The sequence below is a fragment of the Frateuria sp. genome (assembly GCF_035943815.1).
GTDB lineage: Bacteria > Pseudomonadota > Gammaproteobacteria > Xanthomonadales > Rhodanobacteraceae > Frateuria_A.
Genome location: NZ_DASZBU010000005.1, coordinates 154,919 through 167,192 on the forward strand (window position 1 = coordinate 154,919; position 12,274 = coordinate 167,192).

At 68.9% G+C, this 12,274-nt stretch carries 9 protein-coding genes and 1 pseudogene; 5 read left to right on the forward strand and 5 right to left on the reverse strand.

All coding sequences use genetic code 11. From position 1 onward, the window contains the following. The first annotated feature begins 6 nt into the window (after nucleotides 1-6). Together VGU65_RS02360 and ung are read left to right on the forward strand one after the other, a co-directional pair. Entirely contained in the window at nucleotides 7-849 is an 843-nt protein-coding gene (locus tag VGU65_RS02360) for a response regulator (RefSeq protein ID WP_327472557.1), read from the forward strand. Then, nucleotides 846-1,562, forward strand: a complete 717-nt coding sequence (ung, locus tag VGU65_RS02365) for a uracil-DNA glycosylase (protein ID WP_414655784.1) — start codon at nucleotides 846-848, stop codon at nucleotides 1,560-1,562. Before VGU65_RS02360 ends, ung begins: the two co-directional genes overlap by 4 nt. 13 nt (nucleotides 1,563-1,575) lie before the next feature. Here ung and VGU65_RS02370 read toward each other — a convergent pair whose 3' ends face one another. Beyond that, on the reverse strand, nucleotides 1,576-2,250 hold the full coding sequence (locus VGU65_RS02370; RefSeq protein WP_327472558.1) for a Fe2+-dependent dioxygenase: 675 nt from the start codon (nucleotides 2,248-2,250) through the stop codon (nucleotides 1,576-1,578). A 348-nt stretch (nucleotides 2,251-2,598) separates the two neighbouring features. Between VGU65_RS02370 and rpoH the strand changes: the two genes are divergently transcribed. Beyond that, nucleotides 2,599-3,450, forward strand: coding sequence for an RNA polymerase sigma factor RpoH (gene rpoH, locus VGU65_RS02375; protein ID WP_327472559.1), 852 nt, complete (start codon nucleotides 2,599-2,601; stop codon nucleotides 3,448-3,450). An 87-nt stretch (nucleotides 3,451-3,537) separates the two neighbouring features. Here rpoH and tal read toward each other — a convergent pair whose 3' ends face one another. From tal to VGU65_RS02390, 4 genes and pseudogenes are all read right to left on the reverse strand, one after another. Beyond that, a complete protein-coding gene (gene tal / locus VGU65_RS02380) occupies nucleotides 3,538-4,491 on the reverse strand; it encodes a transaldolase (protein ID WP_327472560.1) in 954 nt (317 codons plus the stop codon). Between the two features lie 169 nt (nucleotides 4,492-4,660). Further along, a pseudogene (locus VGU65_RS15615) lies at nucleotides 4,661-5,122 on the reverse strand (NAD(P)/FAD-dependent oxidoreductase); the annotation flags it as partial. Next, nucleotides 5,041-7,206 (reverse strand): primosomal protein N', encoded by a 2,166-nt coding sequence (locus VGU65_RS02385; RefSeq protein WP_327472561.1) that lies wholly within the window; start codon nucleotides 7,204-7,206, stop codon nucleotides 5,041-5,043. The gene VGU65_RS02385 and the pseudogene VGU65_RS15615, both read right to left, overlap by 82 nt. A gap of 366 nt (nucleotides 7,207-7,572) precedes the next feature. Continuing rightward, nucleotides 7,573-8,769, reverse strand: a complete 1,197-nt coding sequence (locus VGU65_RS02390; RefSeq protein WP_327472562.1) for a DUF3667 domain-containing protein — start codon at nucleotides 8,767-8,769, stop codon at nucleotides 7,573-7,575. A gap of 106 nt (nucleotides 8,770-8,875) precedes the next feature. On the opposite strand from VGU65_RS02390, the gene VGU65_RS02395 reads away from it, so the two are divergent. Both VGU65_RS02395 and sppA read left to right on the forward strand, forming a co-directional pair. Next, complete coding sequence (locus tag VGU65_RS02395; protein ID WP_327472563.1) at nucleotides 8,876-10,291, forward strand: MATE family efflux transporter; 1,416 nt, start codon at nucleotides 8,876-8,878, stop codon at nucleotides 10,289-10,291. Between the two features lie 10 nt (nucleotides 10,292-10,301). Then, on the forward strand, nucleotides 10,302-12,179 hold the full coding sequence (gene sppA, locus VGU65_RS02400) for a signal peptide peptidase SppA (RefSeq protein WP_327472564.1): 1,878 nt from the start codon (nucleotides 10,302-10,304) through the stop codon (nucleotides 12,177-12,179). Nucleotides 12,180-12,274: the final 95 nt, after the last annotated feature.

Consider the following 12,274-nt stretch of genomic DNA (forward strand, 5'->3'; position numbering starts at 1 on the left):
TGGGGCATGAATGCAGGCATCGGCGGCCGCAGCGCCGGCACCGCTCCGCGGGTGCTGGTGGTCGATGGCTCCAAGGTGGTGCGCCAGTTGATCGCCCGCGTGCTGCAGGCCGAATTGCCGGAAGCCGAACTGGTCGGTTGCGGCAGCGGCGCCGAGGCGCGCGAGCTGCTCGGCCAGGGCCCGTTCGACTTCATCACCATCGCTCTGCGCCTGCCCGACATGGACGGACTCGAGCTGGCCTGTCACGTGCGCGAGTCCGCGCAGGCCTACGTGCCCATCGTGGTCGTTTCCGGTGATGTCGATACCCGCCTGCACAAGCGTACCCTGGGCGAGCACGTCACCGACTATTTCGACAAGGCGCTGGGCTTCCAGGCCCTGGCCGACTTCATTCGCGGCTACGTGCAGCCGGAGGCCACCGCCGAGGGCACCGTGCTGTACGTGGAAGACAGCCGCGTGGTCGCGCTGGCCACGCGCCGCATGCTGGAGAAGATCGGTCTGACCGTGCGCCACGTGGTCAGCGTGGAGGACGCCCTGGCCATGCTGGAAACCGACCGCGCGCAGGGCCGGATCGGCGCCGACGTTGTGCTCACCGATGTCAGCCTGAAGGGCGAGCTCACCGGCGGCGACCTGCTTGAGCGCATCCGCACCCAGTTCGGCTACGGCAAGGGCCAGCTGCCGGTGCTGGTGATGACCGGTGACGAGAATCCGGCCAACCAGGCTGCGCTGCTGCGCGCCGGGGCGAACGACCTGGTCGAGAAGCCGGTGGAGGAGAAGCTGCTGGTGACCAAGCTGCTGTTCCAGCTGCGCGTGGCCAAGCACCTGCGCACGCGCAACCAGGACGCATCGTGAGCGAACTTGCCGAGGCCGAGAGGATCCGCCTTGAGCCCTCGTGGAAGGAGCGCCTGGGTGGATATCTGGAACGGCCCCAGATGCGCGCGCTGGCGGAATTCCTGCGCAACGAAAAACGTGCCGGCAAGGTGATCTATCCGCCCGGGCCCGAAATCTTCAACGCCTTCGAACACACGCCGTTCGACAAGGTTCGCGTGGTGATCCTGGGCCAGGATCCCTACCACGGCCCCGGCCAGGCGCACGGCCTGTGTTTCTCGGTGCGACCGGGCGTGCCGGTGCCGCCGTCGCTGCAGAACATCTTTGCCGAGATCGAGCGCGACCTGGGCCTTCCACGCCCCGACCACGGCTGCCTGACGTCCTGGGCCGACCAGGGCGTCCTGCTGCTCAACAGCGTCATGACGGTCGAGCAGGGCCGTGCCGGTGCACACCAGAACAAGGGCTGGGAGGGCTTTACCGACGCCGCCATCGAGGCGCTCAACCGCGAGCGCGAGGGGCTGGTCTTCATGCTCTGGGGCGCCTATGCGCAGCGCAAGGGCAAGCTGGTCGACCCGCACCGCCACCTCGTGCTGAGTTCGGTTCATCCATCGCCGTTGTCGGCGCACCGCGGCTTCATCGGCAATGGGCATTTTTCCGCCGCCAACCGCTACCTGGAAAGCCGCGGGCAGCCGCCGATCGACTGGTCCCTGCCGCCGCGCGCAACGTTGCAGGGCTGATGCGCCCCGGGCGCTAGATCTCCGTCCACATGCGCAGCAGGTTCGCATGGGACTTGCTGATGGCATCGAAGGTGGCGCTCTTGCCCTCGCGGCCGAAGACGTGCCGCTTGGCGTTGTCCAGGTCCCACAGCACTTCGCGCCGGGCGGGGTCGCGTACCTGGCTTTGCACCCAGATGATCGCGGCATGCCGCGTTCCCTGGGTGACCGGTGCCACGTGATGCAGGGTATTGGCCGGGTAGGCGATGGCGGCGCCCGCTTCGAGCTTGAACTCGCCGCCCATGCCCAAGGTGTGCACCACGAGCTCGCCGCCGGTGTACGAGCGCGGGTCGGAAAGGAAAACGGTGATCGCCACGTCGCTGCGTACGGCGTTTCCCATGCCGCCCATGACCGGGGCATCGACATGGGGACCGTATTGCATGCCCACGTCGTACCGGTTGAACAGCACCTGCGACATCGCCGCCGGCAACAGTGCCGTCTGCAGCATGCCGTTACGCAGGAAGGCATTGCGCACGATGTCCTGTATCGCGGGCAGCCTGTTGCTGTCGAGGTTGACCTGTAGGTTCTTCTTCACCTCGCGCGCCGACCAACCGGCCGTCGTGGCGCCATCGACGAACGCAGCGCCCTTGAGCTCGGCTTGCAGCGTCTGCAGCTCATCCGCGGCCAGGACGTTCGGAATACACAAAATCAAGGCGATGTCCCCTGGGGGTCGGAAGGTCGTGTGGCTGAAAAGCGGCCGTGCATTCCGCTGAGTATAGTGAGCGGCATGGGCCCATACGCATGATTGGCGTTGCCGCGGGGCCCAGCTGTCCGGGCGGCTGCAGGCGTCGCAAGCCTGCTCGACAGGTGTGGCCCGCCCGGTTCACGGTCGATAGATCGCCGATATGAACAATGGGCGCATGGCCGAACAGCGGGGCTGGCAATGCCGCCCATATTGCTGTACGATTCGGTACAATAAATCCCGCGGCTGAACTTCTCGCCCCTTTAGCACTCTCAACAGGGGAGTGCTAAGCTGCGATTTACTTACCGGAGGTTCCACATGTCCCAAGCCCTGGTGACCGCCAACCTGCCGATCCCGAGCGTCGTCGGCAGCCTGGATGCCTACATCTCCGCGGTGCACCGCATTCCGGTGCTGAGCCACGACGAGGAGCAGGCGCTGGCGCGCCGCTTCAACGAAGAAAACGATCTCAACTCGGCCAAGAAGCTGGTGATGTCGCACCTGCGTTTCGTGGTGCACGTGGCCCGCGGCTATTCGGGCTACGGCCTGCAACTGGGCGACCTCATCCAGGAAGGCAACATCGGCCTGATGAAGGCGGTCAAGCGCTTCGATCCCGACCAGGGCGTTCGCCTGGTCAGTTTCGCGGTGCACTGGATCCGCGCCGAGATGCACGAATTCATCTTGCGCAACTGGCGCATCGTGAAGGTCGCCACCACCAAGGCGCAGCGCAAGCTGTTCTTCAACCTGCGCAAGAGCAAGAAGCGCCTGGGCTGGATGAATGCCGAGGAAGTGCGCGTGGTGGCCAAGGACCTCGGCGTGCCGGAGGCGACCGTGCGCGAGATGGAATCGCGCCTGTCCGGCCGCGACATCGGCTTCGAGGCGCCTGCCGACGCCGATGACGACGCCAAGCCCGCACCCGAGGCGTTCCTGGTCGACGATGGCGCCGATCCGTACGAGAACGTGGCCGATGCCGACCAGGCCGACAACCAGATGGACACACTCTCCACGGCGCTGGCCAGGCTTGACGAACGCTCGCGCGACATCATCCAGCGGCGTTGGCTCAACGAGAACAAGGCTACGCTGCAGGACCTGGCCGACGAGTACGGCGTATCGGCCGAACGCATCCGCCAGGTCGAGGCCAACGCGATGAAAAAGATGCGCGCCCTGTTCTAGAGCGCACACGCGTCATGTAACGAACAGCGGCCCCCTCGTGGGGCCGCTTGCTTTCCACCTCCGCTCCCTTTCCCCTCGGAGCAACGCTCAGAGCCGCTCGGCCAGCAGCTTCTCCAGCTGCCGCTGGTCGGCGGCGAACTTGCGGATGCCCTCGGACAGCTTGTCGCTGGCCATCGCGTCCTCGTTCATGCCCCAGCGGAAACGCGCCTCGTCCATCGCCGGGGGGCGTTCGGTGCGGGTGCCGTCCGCCGCAAGGCGGCGTGGCAGGTCCTCGCTGGAGGCTTCCAGTTCCTTGAGCAGGTCGGGGCTGATGGTCAGCCGATCGCAACCGGCCAGGGCCTGGATCTGGCCCACGTTGCGGAAGCTCGCACCCATCACCACGGTCTTGTAGCCGTGGGTCTTGTAGTACTGGTAGATCCGGCGCACCGACTGCACGCCCGGGTCCTCGTCGGGCGCGTACTGCTTCACGCCGGTGTTGGCGACGTACCAATCCATGATGCGGCCGACGAAGGGAGAAATCAGGAACACGCCAGCCTCGGCGCTGGCGACCGCCTGCTCGAAGGCGAACAGCAGGGTCATGTTGCACTGGATGCCGCGCCGTTCCAGCTCGCGCGCGGCGCGCACGCCCTCCCACGTGGTGGCCAGCTTGATCAGCACGCGGTCGCGCTTGACGCCGGCATCCTCGTACAGGCCGATGAGCCGCTCGGCCTTGGCGATGCTGGCGTCGGTGTCGAACGACAGCCGCGCGTCCACCTCGGTGGAGACCCGCCCGGGGACCAATTCCAGGATCTTGCGCCCGACCGCTACCGCCAGATGGTCGCCGGCGTCCACCAGCTGCTGTTCGCGCGAACGGCTGCGCGAGCGCGCCCAGTCGAGCGTTTCCTCGAGCAGCGGCGCGTACGCGCTCTGCGTGACGACCTTGAGCAGCAGCGAGGGGTTGGTGGTGGCGTCGACCGGCTTGTAGCGGGCGATCGCCTCGATGTCGCCGGTATCGGCGACCACGGTGGTGTACTGACGCAGTTGTTCGAGTTGGGAAGGCACGATTGGTTCCGGCAGCTTGGGGAATGTCAGGGTGATCGTCCGTGGGCGGCGCCAACGGCATCGGTGCCGGTGACGATGCGGGCGTGGCGCTGGCAGGTCCAGTAGGCCAGGCCCAGTCCAGCAGCACTACCAGCCGGTTGCGGAAGCCGATCAGGAAGTAGATGTGGGCGACCAGCCATACCCACCACGCGGGCGGGCCGGACAGCCGTATCTGGCCGAATTGTGCCACCGCGGCCATGCGGCCGATGGTGGCGAGCGCGCCCTGGTCGCGGTAGTGGAACGGAGCGGGCGTCGAATCGGCGTCGATGCGTGCGCGGATACGCCCGGCGGCATGGCGTCCCATCTGCTTGGCGGCCGGCGCGACGCCCGGCACCAGCATGCTGTCGGCGCGCTCGACGCAGGCGAGGTCGTCGATCACGAACACTTCCGGGTGTGCCGGCAAGCTGAGGTCGGCGCGCCACGCGTACGCGCCCGGCCCGGTCCTGGGGAAGCGCCGGTCCAGCATCCATGGGCTGCCTCGTGTGGGAAGGAGCGCCACGCATTGGCCCACTAGTAGAGGTCGATCGGGTCGACGTCCAGCGACCAGCGCACCCGGCGTGCCGAGGGCAGATCGGCCAGCGCCTGCTGCCATGGACGGAGCGCCGCGTGCAGCGGACCGCGCGCGTCCGCCTCCAGCAGCAGCTGGCCGCGATGGCGGCCGGCGCGCAGCGGCATCGGCGCCGGCATCGGGCCGGCCACGCGCAGCGCGGGATCGGCCGGCAGCGCGGCATGCGCCTCGGCGAGGAAGGCATCCACCGCGGCGTGCTGGTGGGCTTCCACGCGCAGCAGCGCCTGGTGGCTGTAGGGCGGCAGCATGGCCTGGCGGCGCTCGGCCAGCAGGCCCCTCGCCGCGGCGGCATAGCCGTGCGCGAGCAGGCCGCGCAGCAAGGGATGGTCCGGGTGATGGGTCTGCAGCAGCACGCGGCCGGGCTTGCGCGCGCGGCCGGCGCGGCCGGCCACCTGCACGACCAGCTGCGCCAGCCGTTCGCCGGCGCGGAACTCCACGCTGAGCAGGCCCTCGTCCACGCCCACGATGGCCACCAGGGTGAGGTTGGGCAGGTCGTGCCCCTTGGCCAGCATCTGCGTGCCGACCAGGATCGCAGGCTGCCCATCGTCGAGGCCGCCGAGCAGCTGCTCGAAGGCGTCGCGGCGGCGCGTGGTTTCGCGATCGATGCGCAGCACCGGCACGTTCGGGACATGCGCGGCGAGGGCCTCTTCCAACCTTTCGGTGCCCTGGCCCTGCGGTTTGAGGTCGGCGGCGGCGCAGGCCGGGCACGCCGGAGGAACGGCGGCGTGCCGGTCGCAGTGGTGGCAGACCAGGACGCGGCGTCGCGCGTGCAGCGTGAGGGGACGCTCGCAGCGCGGGCATTCGGCATGCCAGCCGCAGGCGTGGCACAGCAGCACCGGCGCGTAGCCACGGCGATTCTTGAACACCAGCGCCTGCTCGCCGCGCCCGACCGTTTCGGCCACCGCCGCGAGCAGGGCCGGCGAGAGGCCGTGGTCGAGCCGCTGCGCGCGCATGTCGATGATCTGTACCTGTGGCGGATGGGCCGCGGCGGGCCGCGCCCGCAGGTGTAATGGCCGGTAGCGGCCGGCTTCGACGTTGGCCAGCGTCTCCAGCGACGGCGTCGCCGAGCCCAGCAGCACCGGCACGCCGAGGGTGCGGCCGCGCACCAGCGCCAGGTCGCGGGCGTGGTAGCGGAAACCTTCCTGCTGCTTGTAGGCGCCGTCGTGCTCCTCGTCGACGACGATCAGGCCGGCCTGGGGCAGCGGCGTGAACACCGCCGAGCGGGTGCCCAGTACCACGCGTGCCTCGCCGCTGCGTGCGCGCAGCCAGGCCCGCGCTCGCTCGCCTTCGGCGAGGTTGGAGTGGATCACCTCCACCGGCACGCCCAGGCGCTCGCGCAGGCGGCGGACGGTCTGCGGCGCCAGCCCGATCTCCGGCACCAGCAGCAGGCTCTGCCGACCCGCGGCGAGCGCCTGGGCAATCAGCGCCAGATAGACCTCGGTCTTGCCGCTGCCGGTGACGCCATTGAGCAGGAACGGCTGGAAGCGGCCGAAAGCGTCCGCCACGGCAGCGACCGCCGCGGCCTGTTCGCCGCCCAGCACCGGCGCGGGCAGCACCGGCGTTACGTCCGCGGCGGCCGCGCGGCGTTCGATCAGTGCCGCCTCCCGCAGCCGGCGCGCGGCGGCGCGCCAACCGGGCAGGACGAGGTCGAGCTGGCCGCCGTCCCGTGGCGCCACGGCTAGGACCTGGAGCAGCGCCCGGCTGGTGCCGCGCCGGCTGCCGGCGTCAAGCGCGCTCTGCCCGGCTGCGGTGAGCCCATAGAGGGGCTCGGTCGTCTCCGGCAGCGGCCGTGGCTCGCGCAATGCCAGTGGCAGGGCGTTGGCGTAGGCCTCGCCGGGTGCGGCCAGCCAGTAGTCGGCGGCCCAGGCCAGGGTGTGCATCAGCTCGCCGTCGAGCAGGGGGCCTTCGTCCAGCGCGCGCAGCACGCTGCGCAGGCGCGTGCCTGCCACGGTAGCTTCGACCCCGGCGGCCACCACCACCCCGACCATCTTCTTGCGTCCGAACGGCACCAGCACACGGCTGCCGACGCCCAAGCCGCCTGCGGGCGGCAGGTAATCGAACAGGCGGGGGAGCGGAACCGGCAGGGCGACGCGGACGACGGCGGGCATGGCGACCTCGGGGGCGGGTCAGTGTAGCGGGTCATGCACTGTGCCTCGTGGGATGGCGCGCGCCTGCTTCCCTGCCATCTAGGAATCGAGCCTAAGTGGCTCTGGCCCGGCGGAAATTTCCTTTATCCACAAATGCTGTGGATAAGTCTGTGGACGGGCCGGGGAGAGCACGGTCAAAGCCCCGTCATGATGGCCTCGGGCACGCGCTGGGCAAAAAATAGCCAGCAAATTTAGGATCTGGAAATCAAGGACTTGCATGACTGCGCGTGATGACGTTCACGTCACGGTCATGCGCCACTGGACGGCCTTGACAGGCTCATGACGCTGTGCACAACCGCCGCGACAGCCATGCCGGACCCCCATCGTTCAGTGGCCTGCACCCATGACCGCGGCCACGGTCAGTACGACGACCAGAAGCCAGAAGTAGCACCAGCCCACGCACCAGTACTTGAGCAGGGTCATCGCCCAACCCTGGCGGTAAACGCGCTTCTGCATCACCAGCAGATAGGCGGGCATCCACAACACTACGGCCGCCTGCAGGAAACCCAAGCCGTGGCCGGCCCAGGCCGCGTGCGGGCGCAGCCAGGTCGACAGCATGCCGAGCAGGGTGACCAGCAGGAGGGCGAGGAAAAGGAACGCATGGCTGTGCAGGGCGACGATCAGGTGCTCCATGTAGAGCCGGCGCTTGAACAGGTAGAACAGCTTCAGCAGCAATGCGAAGATCGGGATCATCACGACCATGGCTTGCGGCAGTACCGAAAAGACGCCGGTGACCAGGTGATCGCGTGCGGCTTGCCTTGCTGCCGGGTCAGGATTCTTGAGGCCGCGGACGTTCGCCAGCATGCGCTGGAGATAGGTGTTCACGCGCTCGTTCATGAATTGCGGCAGCCAGTCCGATTCGAACTTCTTGCCATCCAGCTTGCTGCTGCCATGACCTGGGCCCTCCGCCTCGGTGCCAATGCCCTGCGGGGTCGGGGCGCTCGCTCCGGTCGCCGGTATCGCGCCCGGCGCGAGCGGGGGCGCTCCCAATGCGGCCAGCCGCTTGTCCGCGAGAACGCGGAGCTGGCGCTCGCTCGCATCGAGTGCGGGGTGGGCCACGGCCGGAGTGGTGCCCCGGGCGATTGCCAACCCGCGCAACTGGTCGGCCAGCTCTTTGCGGACCTCCTGCGGCGTGTCGGCGTCGGCGAACGTGTCCTTGTCCACGTGCTGCCCCGTGGTCAGGTCGATGCCGCGGCCCTCCAACTGCACATCCACCGCGATGTGCATGGCGAAGAACGCCAGCAGGCAGAGCACGAACATCAGCCGGAACGGGGCGACATAGCGTTGCCGCCGCCCGGAGAAGTACTCCATGGTGAGGAACCCGGGCTTGGTCAGCAGCGGCGGGACCGAGTGGAAGATGCGCCCGTCCACGTGCAGGAACATGTCCATGCCGTCTTCCAGCATGTGGTGCACGGGCTTGAGCACGCTGTGCACGGACTGGCCGCAGTGGTGGCAGAACTCGCCTTCCAGCGACGTGGCGCAATTGGCGCAGTACAGTTTCTCGGCGTCGGTCAGCTCGTTCATCGGAAGGCCGCCCCCTGTGAAAGCGTGCGATCTTGGCACAGCAGGCCGCGCGGGGCAGCCCTGCCGACTCGGCTAGAATGGCGCGCCCTCCCGGATGCAAGAGCTCATGAAGACGATCGACCGCGCGCGTGTCGTGCACGAGGTCGGCGCCACCGTGCGCCTGGCCCTGCCGTTGGTGCTCGCGCAGCTGGCGGCGGTCGGCACCAACGTGGTCGACGCACTGCTGTCCGGCCACTTCAGCGCACACGTGCTCGGCGCGGTGGCGGTGGGCACCAGCGTATGGTCGCTGGCGATCGTCAGCGGCATCGGCGTGATGATGGCGGTGCCCCCTTCGGTGGCGCAGCTGGACGGCGCGGGGCGCCGGGCGGAGGTGGGCGCGGTGTTCCGCCAGGCGTTGTGGCTGGGGGCCGTGCTGGGCACGCTGCTGTGGTTCGGGGTGCGCCATGCCGAGCCGCTGGTCAACCTGATCGGCGTGACGCCGAGCCTGCGCCAGGACGTCAACGAATTCCTGCACGCGATCAGTTGGGGCGCCCCGGCGCTGGCGTGCTACTTCGCGCTGCGCGGGCTGTCCGAAGGGCTTTCGCTGACCCGGCCGTCGATGATCTTCAGTCTCGGCGGGCTGGCCGTGCTGGCGCCGCTGGGCTACGTCTTCATGTTCGGCAAGCTGGGCCTGCCGCCGCAGGGCGCGCGTGGTTGCGGCATCGCCACCGCCACGGTGCTGTGGCTGGAAATGACGGGCCTGCTGATCTACATCCTGAGCCACCGCAACTACCGCGGGCTGAACCTGTTCGAGCGCTTCGAGTGGCCGCACTGGAGGCGCATCGCCGCGCTGCTGCACATCGGCTTGCCGATGGCGGTGACGCTGCTGGCCGAAGCGGGGCTGTTCGTCGCCACGGCGCTCTTGATCGGCACCATGGGCGAGGACATCGTGGCCAGCCACCAGGTGGCGATCAACGTCGCTTCGCTGTTCTTCATGATTCCGCTGGGGCTGGCGATGGCGATCACCGTGCGGGTCGGCAACGCGGTCGGCCGCAATGACGCGCGGGGCGTGCGCTACGCGGGCTTCTGCGGCATCGGCCTGGCGCTACTCACCCAGCTGCTCTCAGCCGGGATGATGCTGGGCCTGCCGCGTGCGATCGCCTCGCTCTACACCCACAACGCCAGCGTGATCGCCCTGGCGGCCCAGCTGCTCGTGCTGGCCGGATTGTTCCAGTTCTCCGACGGCATCCAGGTCGCCTCCAACGGCGCGCTCCGGGGCCTGAAGGACACCCGCGTGCCGATGGCGATCACCCTGTTCGCCTACTGGGGCGTGGGCATGCCGGTGGGCTGGTGGCTGGCGTTCCATCGCGGCCTTGGCGCGCGCGGCATGTGGATGGGTTTGATTGCGGGCCTGAGCGTGGCCGCGGTGCTGCTGTTCACCCGGTTCTGGCGCAGCGCCTGGCGCCATCGCTGGGTGGCCGTACCCCCGGCGGACGACATGACGGTGCGTTCGCAAGCGGTTACGCTGAACGATCACCTGTGAGGAACGACCGATGAGCACCCCGCCGCCGCTGCGCCGCCCGAACGGGTTCTGGGCCTTCCTGCGCGTGCTCGGCCGCGGCTTCAACGTGGTGCGGCTGGTCATCCTCAACCTGGTCTTCTTCTTGCTGTTGTCCATCGTGCTGCTGCTGATCATCGGCGGCGTGGCCACCAACCGGGTGGCGCACACGGTCAAGGACGGCAGCGTGCTGGTGATCCAGCCCAAGGGTGAGCTGGTCGAGCAGTACAGCATCGAGCCGCTGCAGCGCGCGCTGCACAGCCTCTCGGGCGAACCGCCCAGGCAGGTGCAGCTGCGCGACCTGACCGGCGCCATCAATGCCGCCGCGCACGATGCGCGGATCAGCCGCATCCTGTTGCTTCCGGACCAGTTGCAAGGCGGCGGCTTTGCGGCCCTGCGCGAGGCCGGCGCCGCGCTGGACCGCTTCCGCGCTGCCGGCAAGCCGGTGATCGCGTGGGGCGTGAACTTCGACCAGGGCCAGTATTACCTGGCCGCACACGCCGACCGCATCCTGCTCGACCCGCAGGGCGGCGTGATGATCACCGGGCTGGCCAACTACCGGCTGTTCTACAAGGACCTGCTCGACAAGCTCGGCGTGGACGTGCACCTGTTCCGCGTCGGCCGCTACAAGAGCGCCGCCGAGCCCTACATCCTCGACCACGCCTCGGACGACTCCAAGGCGGCCGACAGCTACTGGATGGACGGGCTGTGGGGAGAGTACATCGACGAGGTCGCCGGGCTGCGCAGGCTCGATCCGGCCGCCGTACGCGCAGACATCGACCAGTTGCCGCAAGCCATCGACCGCACCGGCGGCGACCTGGCGAAGCTGGCCCAGGACGAGCGCCTGGTCGACGGCCTCGCCACGCGCGAGCAACTGGACGCGATGCTGCGCAAGGCCGGCGTGCCGGCCGGCGACAAGCCGCAGGAGGGTTTCCGCCAGATCGGCCTGGAGCGCTACGTCGCCAACCTCGACAGGGATGAGGCCTTCGGCCCGGGCGTTGCCGTGGTCGTGGCCGAAGGCGAAATCGTCGGCGGCAAGCAACCGCAGGGCAGCGTGGGCGGCGAGTCCACTGCCGCGCTGATCCGCGCAGCACGCCACGATCGCCGGACCAAGGCGCTGGTGCTGCGGATCGACTCGCCCGGCGGCGAGGTCTACGCCGCCGAGCAGATCCGCCGCGAGGTGGAGCTCACCCGCAAGGCCGGCATTCCGGTGGTCGTTTCGATGGGCAACGTGGCCGCCAGCGGCGGCTACTGGATCGCCATGAACGCCGACCGCATCTACGCCGACCCCAACACGATCACCGGCTCGATCGGCATCTTCGGCATGTATTACGCGGTGCCGGGCGCGCTGGACAGGATCGGCATCCACAGCGACGGTGTCGGTACCGGTCCGATGGCCGGCGCCTTCGACATCACCCGACCGCTCGACCCGAAGGCAGGGCAGGTGATCCAGGCGATCATCAACAAGGGCTACCGCGATTTCGTCGGAAAGGTGGCGCAGGCGCGCGGCAAGAGCTTCGAGGCGATCGACGCGATCGCGCAGGGGCGCGTGTGGACCGGACGGCAGGCGCTCGAGCGTGGCCTGGTCGACCAGCTGGGTGGCCTGGACGCCGCCCTCGACCAGGCCGCCGCGCTGGCCCGGCTCGGCAAGGGCTATCGGGTGCGCTACGTCGAGGAACCGCTCGGCGGCCTGCAACAGTTCCTGCTCGGCGTGAACCAGAGCGCGATGGTGCAGGCGGTGCAGGGCTATGGCCTGCGCCTGCCGGACTGGCTGGCGGAGCTGCCGCGCCTGGCGCCGGAACTCAAGCTGCTGCGCACCGCGCAGGCCGGCCGGCCCAACGTCTACGCCTACTGCTTCTGCGCACCGCGCTGAAGCACGTTCGATTCTCGGGCCACCTCCCCGCGTGCTCGGGGAGGTGGCCTAAAGGCAGATGGGAGGCCTTGCGAAGCCTGGAATACCTATGCCTG